The 16,690-nt window shown below is 56.3% G+C and carries 15 protein-coding genes and 3 pseudogenes; 4 read left to right on the forward strand and 14 right to left on the reverse strand.

All coding sequences use genetic code 11. The features are described from left to right. Window positions 1-2: 2 nt before the first annotated feature. The 6 genes from AB3X95_RS29565 to AB3X95_RS29590 all read right to left on the reverse strand — a co-directional run bounded on the left by AB3X95_RS29565 (window position 3) and on the right by AB3X95_RS29590 (window position 5,728). Window positions 3-1,337 carry an aspartate aminotransferase family protein gene (locus tag AB3X95_RS29565; RefSeq protein ID WP_368623238.1) on the reverse strand — a complete coding sequence of 445 codons (1,335 nt, stop codon included), beginning with the start codon at window positions 1,335-1,337 and terminating at the stop codon, window positions 3-5. Window positions 1,338-1,344: 7 nt separating this feature from the next. Then, on the reverse strand, window positions 1,345-2,418 hold the full coding sequence (locus AB3X95_RS29570) for a phosphotransferase (RefSeq protein WP_368593251.1): 1,074 nt from the start codon (window positions 2,416-2,418) through the stop codon (window positions 1,345-1,347). Between the two features lie 95 nt (window positions 2,419-2,513). Next, complete coding sequence (locus tag AB3X95_RS29575; RefSeq protein WP_368593305.1) at window positions 2,514-3,239, reverse strand: amino acid ABC transporter ATP-binding protein; 726 nt, start codon at window positions 3,237-3,239, stop codon at window positions 2,514-2,516. 82 nt (window positions 3,240-3,321) lie between these two features. Then, complete coding sequence (locus AB3X95_RS29580; protein ID WP_368593250.1) at window positions 3,322-4,065, reverse strand: ABC transporter permease; 744 nt, start codon at window positions 4,063-4,065, stop codon at window positions 3,322-3,324. Then, on the reverse strand, window positions 4,062-4,757 hold the full coding sequence (locus AB3X95_RS29585) for an ABC transporter permease (RefSeq protein WP_368623239.1): 696 nt from the start codon (window positions 4,755-4,757) through the stop codon (window positions 4,062-4,064). The genes AB3X95_RS29580 and AB3X95_RS29585 overlap by 4 nt, the downstream gene beginning before the upstream one ends. Window positions 4,758-4,963: 206 nt before the next feature. Further along, entirely contained in the window at window positions 4,964-5,728 is a 765-nt protein-coding gene (locus AB3X95_RS29590) for a GntR family transcriptional regulator (protein WP_368593249.1), read from the reverse strand. A 373-nt stretch (window positions 5,729-6,101) separates the two neighbouring features. Between AB3X95_RS29590 and AB3X95_RS29595 the strand changes: the two are divergent. After that, window positions 6,102-6,240: pseudogene (locus AB3X95_RS29595) on the forward strand (transposase domain-containing protein); the annotation flags it as partial. Between the two features lie 177 nt (window positions 6,241-6,417). On the opposite strand, the pseudogene AB3X95_RS29600 reads toward AB3X95_RS29595, so the two are convergent. After that, window positions 6,418-6,662: pseudogene (locus AB3X95_RS29600) on the reverse strand (transposase domain-containing protein); the annotation flags it as partial. A gap of 124 nt (window positions 6,663-6,786) precedes the next feature. On the opposite strand from AB3X95_RS29600, the gene AB3X95_RS29605 reads away from it, so the two are divergent. Then, window positions 6,787-7,401, forward strand: a complete 615-nt coding sequence (locus AB3X95_RS29605) for a hypothetical protein (protein WP_368593248.1) — start codon at window positions 6,787-6,789, stop codon at window positions 7,399-7,401. Window positions 7,402-7,405: 4 nt separating this feature from the next. Beyond that, window positions 7,406-7,903, forward strand: coding sequence for a tyrosine-type recombinase/integrase (locus AB3X95_RS29610; RefSeq protein WP_368593247.1), 498 nt, complete (start codon window positions 7,406-7,408; stop codon window positions 7,901-7,903). Window positions 7,904-8,668: 765 nt separating this feature from the next. Here AB3X95_RS29610 and AB3X95_RS29615 read toward each other — a convergent pair. From AB3X95_RS29615 to AB3X95_RS29635, 5 genes and pseudogenes are all read right to left on the reverse strand, one after another. Continuing rightward, a pseudogene (locus tag AB3X95_RS29615) lies at window positions 8,669-8,836 on the reverse strand (hypothetical protein); the annotation flags it as partial. Between the two features lie 471 nt (window positions 8,837-9,307). Further along, complete coding sequence (locus tag AB3X95_RS29620) at window positions 9,308-9,661, reverse strand: hypothetical protein (protein WP_368593246.1); 354 nt, start codon at window positions 9,659-9,661, stop codon at window positions 9,308-9,310. 372 nt (window positions 9,662-10,033) lie between these two features. Further along, window positions 10,034-10,726, reverse strand: a complete 693-nt coding sequence (locus AB3X95_RS29625; protein ID WP_368593245.1) for an RraA family protein — start codon at window positions 10,724-10,726, stop codon at window positions 10,034-10,036. Between the two features lie 167 nt (window positions 10,727-10,893). Beyond that, window positions 10,894-12,165 (reverse strand): aminotransferase class V-fold PLP-dependent enzyme, encoded by a 1,272-nt coding sequence (locus tag AB3X95_RS29630; protein WP_368593244.1) that lies wholly within the window; start codon window positions 12,163-12,165, stop codon window positions 10,894-10,896. 43 nt (window positions 12,166-12,208) lie between these two features. Next, the gene (locus tag AB3X95_RS29635) at window positions 12,209-13,522 is read right to left on the reverse strand and encodes a cation:dicarboxylase symporter family transporter (RefSeq protein ID WP_368593243.1); all 1,314 of its coding nucleotides are present in this window, start codon (window positions 13,520-13,522) and stop codon (window positions 12,209-12,211) included. 278 nt (window positions 13,523-13,800) lie between these two features. On the opposite strand from AB3X95_RS29635, the gene AB3X95_RS29640 reads away from it, so the two are divergent. Further along, window positions 13,801-14,712, forward strand: a complete 912-nt coding sequence (locus tag AB3X95_RS29640; RefSeq protein ID WP_368593242.1) for a LysR family transcriptional regulator — start codon at window positions 13,801-13,803, stop codon at window positions 14,710-14,712. Between the two features lie 228 nt (window positions 14,713-14,940). Here AB3X95_RS29640 and AB3X95_RS29645 read toward each other — a convergent pair whose 3' ends face one another. Continuing rightward, window positions 14,941-16,152 (reverse strand): pyridoxal phosphate-dependent aminotransferase, encoded by a 1,212-nt coding sequence (locus AB3X95_RS29645; RefSeq protein ID WP_368593241.1) that lies wholly within the window; start codon window positions 16,150-16,152, stop codon window positions 14,941-14,943. Between the two features lie 225 nt (window positions 16,153-16,377). After that, window positions 16,378-16,551 (reverse strand): RidA family protein, encoded by a 174-nt coding sequence (locus tag AB3X95_RS29650; RefSeq protein WP_368593240.1) that lies wholly within the window; start codon window positions 16,549-16,551, stop codon window positions 16,378-16,380. Window positions 16,552-16,690 lie beyond the last annotated feature (139 nt).

Consider the following 16,690-nt stretch of genomic DNA (forward strand, 5'->3'; position numbering starts at 1 on the left):
TCTCAGGAAATCTGCTCAAGGGTCATCTTGAAAATATCGAGGAATTCGTCGCTGTTCTCCCGGGTGAAAGGCAACGGCGGGCGAATCTTTAGGCTGTTGCCTGCAGGTCCGGTGGCGCTGATAAGCACGCGATTTTCGCGAAGCGCATTCACCAGTTTCAGCGCAAACTCACCGTCCGGTTCCTTCGTCTGCTTGTCTTTGACGAACTCTACGGCTAGGTAGAGACCGGAGCCGCGCACATCGCCAACGCCCGAATGACCAGCCGTCAACTCGCGCAATCCCTTGAGGATGTATGCGCCCATGTTCTTCGAGTTATCCTGGAGCTTCTCGTCCATGATGACGTCAAGAACTGCCTGAGCGGCTGCGATGCAGACAGAGTTGCCTCCAAAAGTGTTGAAGTACCGAACCTTGTTGCCGAACTCCACCAGCAGCTCCGGTTTTGCCACGACAGCAGCAATCGGAAGGCCGTTGCCCATCGGCTTGCCCATCACAGCCATGTCCGGCAGGATGTTGTGACGCTGGAAACCCCACATCGAATCGCCCAGGCGTGCGAAACCGGGCTGCACTTCGTCAGCAATGAAAAGGCCGCCGCGCTGATGCACGACATCGACGGCCTTGCGAAGGAAGCCCGCCGGGTGCGGGAAGAGACCGTCAGTCGAGAACACTGTGTCCACAATCATGCCGGCGAACCGGATACCGTGGCGCTCAAGTTCGTTAATGGCGCGCTCGACCTCCTGGGCAAACTCGGTATCGACGTCCACACCAGGAGCAGTGCGATATGCATCTGGCGCCTTTACCATTCGAACATGCTGACCCACGGGAACATGCGGCCCCATGGTCGGTGAAATTTCCGCGACCGACGCCGTAATGCCGTGATAGGCGTTACGCGTGACAATGAAGCCAGTGCCCTTGGTATTGAATCGGGCAACACGCATGGCAAGGTCGACCGATTCACTGCCCGTACAGGTGAACATCACATTGCTCATCTCCTGAGGGAAGGTCGAAAGCAACTGCTCCGCGTAGCTCAGAATCCCTTCGTTCAAATATCGCGTGTGCGAATTCAACGTAGACATCTGACGCGTGACAGCCTCCACGACGCGCGGGTGACAATGGCCGACCGACGGAACATTGTTGTACACGTCAAGATAAGGAGTGCCGTTCGAGTCATAGAGATAGACGCCATCCGCACGAACGAAGTGAACCGGGTGCTCATAGAACAGCTTGTACGACGGCCCGAGACGCTTCGCGCGCTGTGCGATGAGTTCCTGCATGTGCGGCTCGACCTTGTGTGTGTTAGCCACATCAAAGCCATTAAGCATGTAAGCGGTAGAAGACATGGGGCAGTTACTCCGTATGACAGAAACGAATCAGTTCGTGCTGTGCGCGGAACTGGTCAAGTGAGAGGAGACGGTTCAATTGCAAGCACGACCGCGGCGTGTTGCGAAGGATGTATTCGGCGTTTTCTGGAAATTCGATGGCACGCCACTCGGTGATTGCAATGCGAACGGCCATCCGGGTGGTGACGAGGTCGTACAACAGAGCGAGTTCGTCCTTCAGCAACGGGTTGACCTCGTGATAGCCACCAACCAGTACGGCAGCATCATTGAGCAGGTCTTCCGAGTCGCCCAGCAGGTAGGCCGCAGCAACTGCAACGTCGTTGATCAAAGGCGTGTGCGCCATATCACCGAAATCAAGCACCCCACTAACCTCGGAGTTGTCGCCGGCAAATACGAGTACATTGTCAGCGCTGAAATCGTTATGCACGACCTGGCGCCTGAAGTTACCCATTGAAGGGGCAATGACCGTGGCGAACTTGTCGAACACGCTCTCAAGCGAACTGCGGAGAGCACCATCTTTCACCCGAGGGAGGAATTCGACGAGCGACGTCGCGTGTTGGATGTCCCAGGAGAGGGGATGAAATGCTGCCGGATGCTCGAAATCGCGCAACGCGAGTCCGATTCGAGCAAGCATCCGACCAAGGTTTCGATGCAGCGCGACACTCGGTTTCGCATCTTTCAGAAGCATTCCGTCCACGAATGAAACCAGCCGCATCGAACGCTTCGAGCCATCATTGAGTTCGGCGTATTCAATCGCGTTGTTTTCAACGCTGGGAATGACATGCTGAACCGGAAGTGAAGGGTCCTTCCGCGCGGGGTGAAGTAGAACGGACACTTGCAGGTCGGTGACTGCGGGGTCCTCCGCGGGATGGGAAATCTTGAGAAGAAACTTCTGCCCTTGCGGGTCTTTGATGAGGAAGTTCTGGTCGCGCTCTCCGGAAAGTCGGGTCACCCGACCACGAATGTCGTAGTGGGAGGTAACGAGTTCTTCCGCCACTTTCTCTGATACAGGGGCAGCGGACTGCATGAGAAGCGAATTCGCTGATAGCGGTTCAATCATCATGGAAATAGGAGCGTTCATAGTTTCGCTGAAGAGGGCTCAACCGCAACGTCACCAATCGTGTCTTTATATCAATATATCGGTATAAACCGAAGTCGACGTGGGTAGTCGGTGCGTTAGTGCTGGAGAATCTGGGCCAGGAAGGCCTTCGCGCGGTCGGTCTCGGGCGCGTCGAAGAAATCACGGGGCGACCTCTCTTCCACGACCGTCCCTTGGTCCATAAATATGAGCCGGTCCGCCATCACTTTCGCAAAGCCCATTTCGTGGGTAACGCACAGCATGGTGATACCCGTGGAAGCAAGGTCCGTCATCACGTCCAGAACCTCTTTAATCATCTCCGGGTCCAGTGCCGAGGTCGGTTCATCAAAGAGCATCACTCTCGGGTTCATGCAGAGTGCGCGGGCAATGGCGACACGTTGCTGCTGACCGCCCGACAGCTGGCTGGGATAGCTCTCCGCCTTGTCGGCAATCTTGACGCGCTCGAGCAGCCCCATTGCCTTGTCGACTGCTTCCTTGCGCGGCAGTTTTAGTGCCGACATGGGTGCCAGAAGGCAATTCTCAAGGACCGACATATGGGGAAAGAGGTTGAATCCCTGGAAGACCATGCCAACCTCCTGCCGCACGCGATCTACGCCTTCGCGATTACCAAGCGTGGTCCCCCCGACGCTCAACGTACCCTTCTGATAAGACTCAAGACCATTGACGCAACGAATAAGAGTCGATTTGCCGCTTCCCGAAGGGCCGCAGATGACGACGCGTTCACCCTTCTTCACCGTCAGATTGATGTCGCGGAGTGCGTGATATTGGCCGTACCACTTCTGGATTCCGTCGAATCGAATCATCGTTTCCGCTACAGACGTATTCAATTTAAGCTCCTTCCTTCCCGGAACACGCTTGCGCGTCTTCGTGATTTTCAGTGGGCGCTCAAGCCCTGGATAACTTGCTCCGTCGGCTGCGGTTGACTCTTCGTTGACCGTCGCTCTGGCTTGATGACGTGCCTGCCAAGTCTGCGCTCGATGACTGTCCACAACCGGCGAATACCCTCGACCAGCACCAGATAGAGCACTGCTGCCCACAGTAGAACTGGAAATCGAAGGTCCGCGCGAATGCGATACCTGTTGCGCCCATCAGTTCGTGAACAGAGATGACGCTCGCAATGGACGAAGCCTTGAGCATGAGGATGAGCTCGTTACCGAGTGGCCGCAGAGCAATCAGCGTGGCTTGCGGGAGAATGACGCGGACGAATGCGACTGAGCGCGAAACGCCAAGGGCGTGCGCTGCCTCCCACTGCCCCCAAGGAACAGCCTGAAGCGCCCCTCGCCATATTTCCGCCTGATACGCCGACGTGTTCGCGGCAAAGGCAAGGACCGCACACCAGAAGGAATCCCGGAAAATCCACCAAACGTGGAATGCCTGCAGTTCGTGGCGAAACTTGCCTGCGCCGTAGTAAAGCAGAAAGACCTGGGCGAGAAGCGGCGTACCTCGGAACAGATACGTGTAGCAGAAGAAGCTCTTGCGAACGAAGCGGTTTGGGCTGAGACGGCCGGCTGCGATTGGCAAAGCGAGCACGGCACCGGCAAGCACCGAAATGCCGACCAGTTCGAGTGTGGTGCCGAGGCTCCGACCGAAGTCCGGGCCGTACTGGTTGAGAAGGTCGAGAAAGTTCATTTGCCAATCACCATGTACGGACGGTTCGCGCGGATTTCGAGCCGGCTCAGACCTTGACCCGAGATGATGGATGCAACCAGGTAAATCAGGAAGGCAGCAAGATAGAAGAAGAACGGCTCACGCGTTGCACTCACCGCGAGATTGGCTTGTCGTATCAGGTCTGGCAGCGCGATGACAGAGACGAGCGATGTATCCTTTAGGAGCACCAGCCAAAGATTGCCCAAGCCGGGAAGTGCCACTCGCCACATCTGTGGGAAGACAACACTGACGAAAGCTTTACCGCCGGACAGGCCCAGTGCGTGGGCGGCTTCGTGCTGGCCGCGAGGTACGGCGTGCAGCGCCGCCTTGAAGACTTCGCTGGAGAACGCGCCAAAAACAAGCGTCAAAGCGAGCATGCCCGCAAGAAAACCATTAATTTCAACCGGCGAGGTGATAGCGACCAACGGGAGCAATTTCTGAAGTGCAATCTGACCGCCGTAGTAGACGATGAAAATCGTCAACAACTCTGGAAGCGCGCGAAAGATAGTGACCAGCGCCGTGCAGAAGCGCGCCACCCCGGATCCCTCTGAGTCCTGCCCTCTAGCCAGTAGCAGGCCGGCGCAAAGCCCGAATGGCAGCGTGCATAACGCGAGTTCGACGGAAAGCAAGGCTCCTGACAGTAATTGTCTCCCCCACCCTTCCGTCGTCAACAAATTTCAGTATTCAGACATGGCACCTCCAGGACACACAGACAGTTCAAATACACCGATATATTGGTATATACGGAAACAGAAGCAAAGTTCGTACCAACCCCTACGGGTAATCCTTCGCATTTGAAATACCAGCGGGCGGACCACGTTGTTGTTGCATTATGAGCCGCTGCCGGTGCACGGTGTGCACCGCTCCGGAGATTGACTGGCTATTCGTCGACGTGCTGTGCGGTTCTCAGAACGTCTTTGAAGCGCTGAAGATCCTGCGTGACATCACCGTGGAACAGGTTGCGCCGCTTCCGGATTAGATGTTCAAGCGTTTCGATGGCGTCCACATGCGTGCGCATCAGGACTACCGCGCGCTCCTCGTCGTGCCCCTTGATGGCATTGATCAAGGCAGTGTGTTCCTTCACGACTTCGTCGAAGTGAGCCTGCACCGGAAATGCCAGTCGGCGCACGCGGTCCAGTTGTCCCTTCGCGCCGTTCAGTAGTGTCCACAGACTCGGGAAGCCCGAGCAATCACAGATGAGTTTATGGAACTCCTCATCGAGCGCGTAGAACTGGTCGGTGTCTTTTGCTTTTGCGGCGAGGCGCTGTTGATACAGCGATACGTCAAGCCGGCTCGCGTACTCACTGGTGCAGTACCGCGCGGCAAGGGCCACCGTGCGAGCTTCAAGTCCGTCTCGGACCAGTTGACCTTCGAGAACGTCGTTCAATCGAATAGGGCTAACGTATGTCCCGGAACTCGACTTGATGACGATGAGTTTCTGAGCTGCAAGCTGTAGAATGGCTTCCCGTATGGGCGTTCGTGAAATATCGAGCTGACGCGACAGCTCCTTCTCGTTCAGGACCTCGCCCGGCGGCAGCCTGCAGGACACAATCGCGTGGCGCAGCAGCTCGTAGACCTGAGCCGTTTTCGGAAGGCGCTGGTCGAGGTCTTCGGGCGTGAAGATGTCCGTGGATTTGTCAGCCATGATTTGCTCGCGATGTCGCAAATAAGCAGAGCGCAAAATTAAGAAGCGGACGATACACCAGTATATCGCTGTTTCCTGAACGAGACCACTCCGGTATTGGGAGGGCAAACCCGCACATGAAGGAGAGCGGCCCTATGATCGGTTAGGAACTCTCCTGCACAATGGATCCGCTACCCGGCACGGGGAAACCCGAGGACGTTGACCCCAGGTCAATGACGATGTCTTTACGCAGAGAGATTCGGTCGTCGCCAGAGTTGAAAAAGACCGGGATCTCGGGCCTGCTGGGCGGAACTGCCGGTCGCCGCTGAGAAACGTCTCGTCCCATCAGTTCACGTGTTTCTGGACGACGGGAGCGGCGCAGCGCGGCACTCGCATCATAAGCCTGATCCGCTCGGCTCAACTTGAGGAGCACAACCCGCGCGTGTATCTCAAGGATATCCTCACGCACCTGCCTGCGACAGGGGCAACACATTGCCGCCTTGCTGTCATACCGCTGGCAGCCACTCTCATCGACACAATTTAGTTCTTCAAGACGCGGTTGCAGTTCACCGATGGCAACGCTACGACTAAGAATTGGTTAAACGAACTCGTACGCAATAGTCGACCTTCCGATGAATGAACCTGTCGACTTCAGGCGCCCTGATGCCTGATCGTGGGAAGCGCCCGGTGAAGGCACGGGAGCGAGTTGGCTAGTTGCGATCGGGCAACGCGGGAGCCCAGCAGTGAGGAAGCAACTGTTCGATGTCGGAAGCGCGATGTGTTGGCAGGCGCGTGAGCACGTCCTTCAGATAGGCGAGCGGATCGTGCCCGTTCGATTGTGCCGAGCGCATCAGGCTCATGATGGCAGCGGCACGTTCGCCGGCGCGAAGCGAGCCCGCGAACAACCAGTTCCTCCCGTCGCCCAGGGACGGATCTGGTTCTCAATCCAGTTATGCCGACTCCCCGATTATGCCGCGTCATGCATACGCGTGGCGGTGGGTATGGCCTTTCACGATCGCTGTGTCGGCATAAACATATGATTTCTCAGGCTGGCTATCGCGCGGGCCAAGAGAGATCAGATGAATGCGACACGCACAGTCAGCGAATCCGGTGGGCTGCCGGACCATCACATCGATGCATTTCTTGATCGTCTACGGACGGCACACTATTCCGAGGTATCGCTTCGCAAGAAACGAAGAGTCCTGTGTGCGTTCTCTGGGTGGATGAAGAACGGCAACATCGACCTGATTGATCTCCATGAGTCTGTCACGGCTCGTTTTATGAATCGCATGATCGACGCTTCACGAGACCGCGTCCAGCGTGCGCGTCCCACCTTACGGCAGTTTCTTGCCTATCTGCGCGCGGAAGCCATTGTGTGTTCGCCGACGTTGGGCGGCCAGTCCGAGATTGCGCGCATTTATCGCCGATACCTGGACCATCTGAGGCAGGATCGTGGACTCGCGACGAACTCGCTGCTCGTCTACGGCCCCTTCATTCGCGACTTTCTCGACAGCCACTCGGCCAATGACGGAAGTATATTGTCAGATGCATTTTGCGCCGTAACGATCCGAGATCATTTCCTTGCCTACAGCAAAGGTCGATCGGCGGAGTACACGCGGCTGATGGCAGTTGCGCTTCGCTCGTTCTGCCATTTCCTCTTTCTGCGCGGCTACACGGCCCAAGACCCTGTATGAGTCCGTGCCCGCAGTTCGTAAGTGGCGACAGTCAACTGTACCGACGTTTCTCACGCCTGAGCAACAAGAAGCTCTCATCGCATCTGCAGACCGGTCGACTTCAACTGGGTGCCGTGACTACGCAATCCTGCTGTTGTTGGCGCGGCTCGGTCTACTTGCCGGAGAAATAGTTGCCATGCAGCTCGACGACATTCACTGGCGTTCGGGGGAACTCGTCGTTCATGGCAAGGGGCAGATGGTGGAGCACGTTCCCCTGCCATCGGAGGTCGGAGCAGCAATCGCTACATATCTCCGCGATGGTCGCGGAGCAAGTGCATCGCGGCACGTATTCCTTCGCAGATTGGCACCTCGGGTTGGTCTGGCGGGACCGGCGGCAATTGGCAAGATTGTTTGTCAGGCCTTCGCACGTGCAGGTTTACGCCCCGCGTGCCGTGGTTCCGCACATCTGTTTCGTCACGGTCATGTTCGACTACGGTCGCCCCGCCTCAACACGAAGTGTTGAGTATGCCTTCAAGATACTGCGTTCCGCCTTGCAATGGCGCGCCCGCGGCGACCGTCCTAGCCCGAGGCCGCATGATCTGCGGCACTCATTCGTCTGTCATCGGCTGCAGGATTGGTACGCCCGCGGACTGGATGTCGATCGCGGCATTCTCGCCCTGTCGACTTACCTTGGGCATGCCAAGGTCACGGACACATACTCGTACGAAACAGCTACGCCCGAGCTCCTTGGGATCGCAGCCCGGCGTTTCGTGCGCTCTCAGGGAGGTACATCGTGAACCAGCCAACCGTGCAACCATTTCCCGTCCTGGTACAGAAATTCTTTACGCAACGGTTGCAGCAGCAGCGACACGTGAGTCCTCGCACCGTAATCGCCTACCGCGACAGCTTTCGCTTACTGTTGGCCTTTGCGCACGACTTGACATCGCGCCGATCGAGTTATATTAACCACCGTGGAGTCGACGAGCGCCATGCCTGAAATACTGCGTGTCGCCTTGGCCACGGGCTTCATCCTCTCAAGGTTCGGACCGGCGAGACGCGAGTTCAACTGTCCCGAACGGGGCCAATCTTCTGCACAAACGCTCGCGGTACGACCGGTCCAACGAAGATCGGCCCGTTCACATGAGGGTCGCATCGCAAGCTGAAAATCAAAAGAGCTCCCCGCCGTATCGGTCCCGATAGGCACGACCCTCATGCCCTCCTCAAGCGCTGCGTTCACTTGGTGAAATCATTCGATCCAGTGCAGTCCATCCCCTCGGAGCCACAAGGGGAAGATCGATTCGGCAAACTCGCGGTCGTAGCCGCGCTGGAGCATCCCTTCAACGATGCGGTCGTGAAAGTGCTGCGGGCCGCCCTTGCGCTTCCATGCGGCCATCGCGCAGCGCAACTGGTCCGCCTCGCCCGCGCTGAAGCCTGCCGCGAGCATCGCAACCTGCATAGGCATTGCTGTGCGACTGTCGCCCGACAACTTGCATCAGACGCATTCAGCGCTGGTATTCGAAGCCGCGAAGAGATTGCTCAACGCGAACTTAAGGGCGGTAGCCCTTGACTTGGGCATAAGTGTGCGGGACCTGCGCGGCGTGCTCATCGAGGATTTTCGCTTCTTCGCGGGTGCCAGACCCGAAGCGTTCCGGCGCGAACTCGGCAATATGGGCGTTATTTGGGAGGATAGGCAGAGCGTTTTCTTGTAATCATTCCGCCCATATCGGTGACTGCTTCCGGATCGGAAGCTGCCATAGCCTTCACGAAGTCGATTTCCAGATCGCGAGCTTACGCGAGAGCGCTGTATGAACACTCTATCGCACATATTAGGCCAAGCACAGGCCGTCATGGGACGACGTTATGAGAGTTACTCGACAGCGTCGTCAGTCGGTCATGCATTCGGCTTCGCTGCCAACACCGGCTGCCTTCAAATCAGCGAAGTTGTTTCTTTGAAGGCCGATTCGATATCTGGGGCGGGTGCTTCCTTTAATTGGCGTTCAAAAATCTCAAGGATGTACGAGATTGCTGAGCTGTCTTCGTTCGTGAACCCCCACGGACCATTTGCCAAACCAGACGACACGGCGCGCTTAATCGCACGAGCCGCTTCACAAATCGCGGAGTCGCAAATCGCTCCGTAGCCCATATCCGCAAGTAGGCGCGTCGCCAGCGTGACTTCCAGAAGGGTCATTGAGGTCGAGGCCGTACCGCGTGACGTGTTCATCGCGTGTAATGCGAGGTGACAGCGAGTCGCGATCAATGTAACGCCTTCCGAAGAAAGCATTCAACTTCCCCAGATGGAGAAGGCGTCGCCGACCGTATGAGCATCCATCCAGTCATAGTGATCCGTTGTTTGTTTCCATGCCCATCCGAACGCAGGTGCCTGGCGCACTCTCGAATCGTGGTATTCGGTCAGACATCTCGTTGATTTATGGCCGGGCAGTGCTGCAGTGCAGCTCTGCCTGAATTCGTCATCGACCTGTTCTAGCGGGCTTTTGCGCATACAACCTCGGTTTCGTCCAATGCAAATTAATGGGATAAAGAGCCCATACCGTGATCCGAATACTCCGATCGGCCGAATCCTGCCGTGGCGGCATCCGGCGCTCAACAATCCAACGGCGTTTCGGTTTTGCCGCGGCGTCGCGATAGGTAGACCTTACTCGAGCGTCTCGTCTTGACGGATAACGCCCGCCGCGCGGAGTGCATCATTCAGCCAAGGCGAAACAAGAATTCCTTCTTTGATTTCTGCGATACGCTGGGCTTCTGCCTGCAGCTTTTTTTCAGCTGCATTCAGTACACTGTCAACGTCCCGACGCGGTATCACCACAACGCCATCACAATCTCCCACCACTAGATCGCCAGGCTCAACGCAGACATCTCCGATCGAGATCGGCACGCCGACGCGACCCTCAAGCCCTTTTGTTGGACCTGCGGGGTTTCTGCCAGCGGCAAAGATCGGAAGCGAATCTTTTGAGAGTGCGGCGAAATCGCGGGCTGCGCCGTCAACCACGAAGCCACCGAGTTTCGCCGCTATCGCTTGAGTGACCATTAACTCCCCGAAGAGCGCGCTCGACTGATATCCTTTTCCGTCCACAACAATCACATCGCCCGGTGTAGCCAGCGCCAACGCAACATGAAACATAAGGTTGTCGCCGGGCCGAACTTCGACAGGGAATGCCGGTCCAGCTAGAACCATACTTGGAGCGAGTGGCTGGATACGCCCATGCAAAGCTCCACGGCGTCCCGCGACATCGCAAAGTACCGCGGACTGAAATTCTAGTGCGCGCTTGATCTGGGCAGGCGTGACACGTTCGAATTCCGATGCGTTAGCGAACTTGGTAGATTTCATTCGATTATCTCGCTTGATGCGATCGCAGCCCATGACGAAGTCTATGGCCCTCCGCCCACGAAGGCAGGTAAGGTAACTGCGAGCGGGTTTTGCTTTCGACCCCGACTTCCCGGGGTTCCGAATAGAACAGGGCCGCTTTCAGGCGTCTTTGTCTTTGCGCTTAGGACTCACAGCGCAAGAAGCTGCTCCGTGATTGCGAGGAAACGCCGAACGTCGTCGACCGAGTGGCAGTGAAGAGGCGAGAGTCGAACAGCACCCTTGAGATTGAACGACTTCAGCATCCGACCAGAGTAGACGCTCGTTTCCAGGCGTTCGTAAACCGTCACTCCGCGCTTTTCGTATTCCCGGACCGCCTCAGTGGGATCAAGCTTCGGGAAGCCGATGCCAACGATCAGATCGCGCTTCTTAAGATCCGAATGGTCCCAATAGACTTCGAGCCCGCGCATGTGACGTAGTCCGCGCCGTGCACCGTGACCGTCCAGCAATGCAGCAAGCAACGCGCGCTCGTGAAGCTCAATCCGCTCCATGCCGTTCACGAACAACTCCCGTCGCTCCGAAGCGTCACTAAAATGTTGACCAATCCATGTGACGTAGTCGACGATCTCGGAAACCATTGCGAACTGACCGGGCGTCGGCGTGCCCAGTTGCCACGCCCCCTGTGGCTTGGCGAGTAGTCTGCGATGGGGTAAGGCGGCCGCTCTCGGGGAGAGCCAAGCGATGCCGGACCCGCGGCATCCAAAAAACTTGTATGGAGCGAAGTTGATCCCGTCGACCGGCGTCTTTTGTAGATCGATGATTCCATGCGGCGCGTGCTGCACGGCGTCGACAACAATGAAGAGGTCTGGTTTCTTCGCGCGCGCGGCATGAATGATGGCCGCCAGATCAAACTTGGCGCCCGATATATTGGAAGCGTACATCACGCTTAGCAGGGCCGTCTCTTCGTCAACCAGATCAACGATCTCCTGGACGTCCACACCGCCCGTTTCAGGGTTGCTACGCGCCACCCGCAAGGTCTTACCGGTGCGCTCGCAGTACATCGTCATCGCATCGTACGACGAGGGATGCTCCAGAATCGTAGTCACGGCGTTCGAGCCTGCAGTGTTTTCCATGATCGTCCGGATCATTTCAAACATCGCTTCGGACGCGGTCAGCGCGGTCAAAATGCTTCCGTCCCGTGCGTTCATGATCGTTCGGATGTCAGCCTCGCCAACGGCGATCACATCCTGCAATGCGAGGGCGCGTTCATGGATGCGCTCCGGGTTGTCCGGCACGCAGTCGGCCGAAGCTAACGCATCGACGGCACGCTTCAGGCGAAACGATCCGCCAGCATTATCGAAGAAAAGGCGCTCGCGTCCGTCGGAGTCGCGATCGATTTGGTGGAATCGGTCCTTAATTTCTCGCATCAAGGAATCGGAAAAGAGTTCGCCATGACTGCTCATCTTGAGTCTCCTGTTCGGGTCCGTCATGTGTCTGGTTCTCTGCTTATCGGTCAAGAGACGCGAGGTACGCCTTGCCCTTTTGTGCGTCGTACTGTCCTTCCCACTTCGCGATTACAAGCGGAGCAAGTGCATTACCGACCACGTTCAGTGCCGTGCGACCCATGTCCATCAGGCGGTCGACGCCAGCGATAAATGCGAGGCCCTCCAACGGCAGACCAGCGCTGGCGAGCGTGGTCAGCAAGATCACAAACATGAAACCCGGAACCCCGGCGGCACCCTTAGACGTCACCACCATCGTCAGCGTCAAGACCAATTGCTCCTGCCAACCGAGATGCACGCCGTACAATTGGGCAACGAATAGCGTGCCGATCCCGAGATAGATCGATGCGCCGTCGAGATTGAACGTGTATCCGGTAGGAACAACGAAGGTGGTTATGCTCTTCGGTACCCCGAAATCCTCCATCTTCTTCATCAACTGCGGAAGCACTGTCGCCGAGCTGCTCGTCGAGAAAGCGATGATCAACTCGTCTTTGATGATGCGGAAGAGCGTGAAGATATTGAACCCAAAAACGCGTGCGACGATACCGAGGACGGCGACGGCAAACAGGATGATGGCAAAGTACGTCACCGCTACGAGTTTGATGAGCGGCAAGAGTGACCCAAAGCCAAAGCTTGCGACGGTGACAGCGATCAGCGCGCAGACGCCAATCGGTGCGTAGAGCATCACCATGCCCGTTACCTTGAACATTGCTTCAGAGATCCCCTTCAGCGTCGCTACAACAGGCCGACGGTATTCCTCGGGAACCGACTGCAAGCCCAGACCGAACATCACGGAAAAGAAGATCACCGGCAGCAATTCCCCTTTTCCCATCACCGAAATGATGTTGTCTGGAATGACACTCAAGATGAGCGCCAACAGGCCGTGGTGCCCCTGTCCTTGACCGGTTGTGTGCTGGTATTGCGAGATGTCCGCGTGTCCGAGTTGCGACATATCGGTGCCAATGCCAGGATGCAGCACGTTCCCGATAACGAGTCCCAGGACGATCGCAATCGTAGTGACAACCTCGAAGTAAAAAAGGGTCTTGACGCCAATGCGTCCAAGCGATTTCCCGTCGCCCACGCCTGCGATTCCCACAACCATGCTCGTGAAGACGATAGGGACGACGACCATCTTAATGAGCTTGATGAAGACGTCGCCGGCCGGTTGCAACACGCCGGAAATTGCCTGGGCTCTGAACTCGGGATAATGGTTGAGGCCGATGCCAATACCAACGCCCAGTATTAGGCCTATGACGATCTGCCACGCGAGAGGTACGCGGGCAGTGCGCCGCCCTCTGGTGCAGGTAACGCTGCTCATACTTGTCTCCTTGAATCGAATTTAGGGCGCAATGTGTCGGTGGTACGGAGTGCCGCTACCGAACTAGCTAGGGAAGCTACACAAGCAGTACCGTCTCCATGGCCCACACCTTAAATCGCTAAATTCAATAGAAAAAGCGATTTTTTTAAATGTATTTAGATCGATAAAGGTAATGAACCGAGAACAGATTCGGTCCTCGCTTTGAACTAGGGTCGTATGTGAAAAAAAGAGATCGAAAACGCTCTACAATATTGCTTTATTTCACCCCGGGGGTGGCCATGCTCACTTTCAAGCAGATGGAAGCCCTGTTCTGGATCGTGCAGCTGGGTTCTTTTGAACAGGCGGCAGCGAAGTTGAACGCTAGTCAATCTGCCATCTCGAAGCGGATCCAGGAGCTAGAAACGGCGTTCGATTTCTCCGTCTTCGATCGTACGCATCGGACGGCAAGGCTTACCGAAAAGGGAAACCAACTGTTTGTCTACGCAAAAGAGCTTCTGGAGCGAAGGGACGAGATCATTGATCGCGTGAGCTCGAAAGAAGTCTTGGTGAGGCGCTTGCGGATTGGCGTCACTGAGTTGACCGCTTTGACTTGGCTACCTCGGCTGATTGAAGCCATCAAGGAAACGTATCCAAAGGTAATCGTTGAGGCGGAAGTTGAGTCGACGTCCGAACTGCGAGAAAGATTGATGGCCGACACGATCGATCTCGTTATCGTCCCGGAATCGCCACTCGGTCAAAAATTCACGTCAACGAAGGTAGGTGCCGTCGACAACGCATGGATGTGCGCGCCTACCCTTCATCCTGGTCGCGCGCTTCTTCCTCTTGAGGAGATCACGAGTTTCCCCTTGATTTTTCAAGGAAACATTTCTGGAACCGGACAGGTGTACGCTCAGTTCCTCGCCGAAAACGGCGTCAACGCAACGAGGTTTATCGTATCCAACAATCTGATCGCTCAAATCGGCCTCACCGTGTCGGGACTTGGCGTGAGCTATCTGCCGCAGAAGTGCTTAGGCTACTTGGTTGATTCAGGGATTCTGCGCGTTCTGCGTACGCGACCGCCCCTTCCTCCGGTGCACTACGTGGCACTCTTCCGTTCGGAGCATCAATACTCGTTAAGTAGTCAAGTCGCGCAGTTAGCTAAAGATTGTTGCGATTTCACAGCAAATCTGCTAGCGCCGTCGCTTAAATAAATAACGTGGCACTATCCAGCTAGGAGGGAACCGTTCTGATCGCTGAGGCGTCGACACACGGCGACGACTTCAATCCCAAAAGCGAAGCGGTCCACATCGGCGGTCGAGCGTATCGAGACAGAGAAGAAGTTGCCGTCAATGCATTGACTTCGAGTTGCCGTAGTCTCGTTCACGGAATGTCCTCTGGGCGAACGGTTCGCCCAGAGGACAATGCTGGCGACAGCAGGTTCACTTCAATGCAGAGCACGCTTGCGCAATTCGTCGACATCCTTCACGGATCGCTTCTTCGGAAGTAGCGAACGAGAATCGAATATAGGGAGAAAGCCCGTAGGCGCTTCCGTCCAAAGTCGCCACCTGCGCCGCTTCTACAAGGTAGCGAACCATGTCCACGTCACTCGCGATCACGTTACCCGAAGGCGTTATCTTGCCGATCAAACCGGTGATCGACGGATACAGATAAAAGGCTCCGCTCAGATTGCCGACGTCGAAACCGGGTACGTCACTCAACAAAGTGCGCATCAACTCCCCTCGTTTTGCGAAGAGTCCTGCTGCATGATGAGGTGCATCCTGGCTGCCTCCAAATGCCTCAACAGCGGCTGCTTGGCTAATAGCACTTGGACACGTGGTCATCTGGGAAATCAATTTCGTGATTGCATTGACGAGGGTTACCGGCCCAGCACCGTAGCCCAACCGCCATCCCGTCATTGAATACCCCTTGGACGCACCGTTGACGACGAGCGCGCGGTCGCGCAGGGTAGGAATTGCGGCTACCGGTGAGACATGTTTCGCACCGTTGAAAACGAAATGCTCGTAGATCTCGTCGGACAGTACCCAAACGTGCGGGTGTCGTGCGAGCACCTCGCCCAAAGCAGCAAGCTCGTCTTCAGTGTAAACCGCGCCCGTCGGATTGTTAGGCGTATTCAGGATCAGCCATTTGGTACGCGGGGTGATCGCCGCCTCAAGCTGCGCAGGAGACAGCTTGAAGCCCGTCGACTCATCACTTGTAACGATGACGGGTTGTCCGTCATTGATCACGACCATGTCCGGATAGGAGACCCAGTATGGCGCATGAATAATCACTTCATCATCTGGGTTCAAGGTAACGGAGAGAGCCATGAAGATGACGTGCTTTCCACCGCTGCCGACGACGATGTTCTCGGGCCGATATTCGAGGTTATTATCTCTCGCCAGCTTCTCTGCGATAACCTTGCGAAGCTTGGGCGTTCCATTGGCCGCGGTATAGCGGGTCTCGCCAGCTCTCATGGCGGCAACGGCCGCATCGACGATGTGGCTGGGCGTCGGTAGATCGGGCTCGCCAATAGTGAAATCGACGATGTCTCTGCCTTCTGCTCTCAGTTTGTCAACACGCGCCTTCGCGGCTACGCTAGGCGACGGCTTGATGCGTGCCAGGCGCTCTGAAAGATCGATAGAAAAACTCATGCGGTACTCCATGTCATAGAGCGGGGGTGGTTGCTTGCGTCGGTCGACTTCGAAAGTCCACCGGCCGCGTCGCATCGATTCGGAAAGGATAGGTTTTCCATATCAACGAAAAAAGCGATTTTTTTCGATCGTACTCGTACTCTTTTTTTCATATAACGCCACAAGGTTTTTGAGCCCACCCCCGACTAGCGGTAGCCGTTGCACAGAGGTACTCAGAATTGCGGATCAACGATCAACAGGTGGGCTAAAGGTCGTGATCTCGATTTCTACGTCTACCGCATTAGATAGCTGAGCCTCGACAGTGCTACGAACAGGCAGATCACCCTCAAAATATTCGGCATAGACGGCGTTGAAGCGCGGCATCAAATCTATTCTTGACAGCCAAACCGTGGCCCGCACGACCTAGCAGGCTGCTGAAGTACACTCGAGTTAAAGAGGCCCCGCTCCAATTACGCGACTCTCGTCGCAAGATTTTCGCATCGTGCAGATTCAATGCGAATTCAACGTCCCTTTAAGCGTTTTGAGGCCAACTCCTGGC

Source organism: Paraburkholderia sp. BR13444 (assembly GCF_040948755.1).
Classification (GTDB): Bacteria; Pseudomonadota; Gammaproteobacteria; order Burkholderiales; family Burkholderiaceae; genus Paraburkholderia; species Paraburkholderia youngii.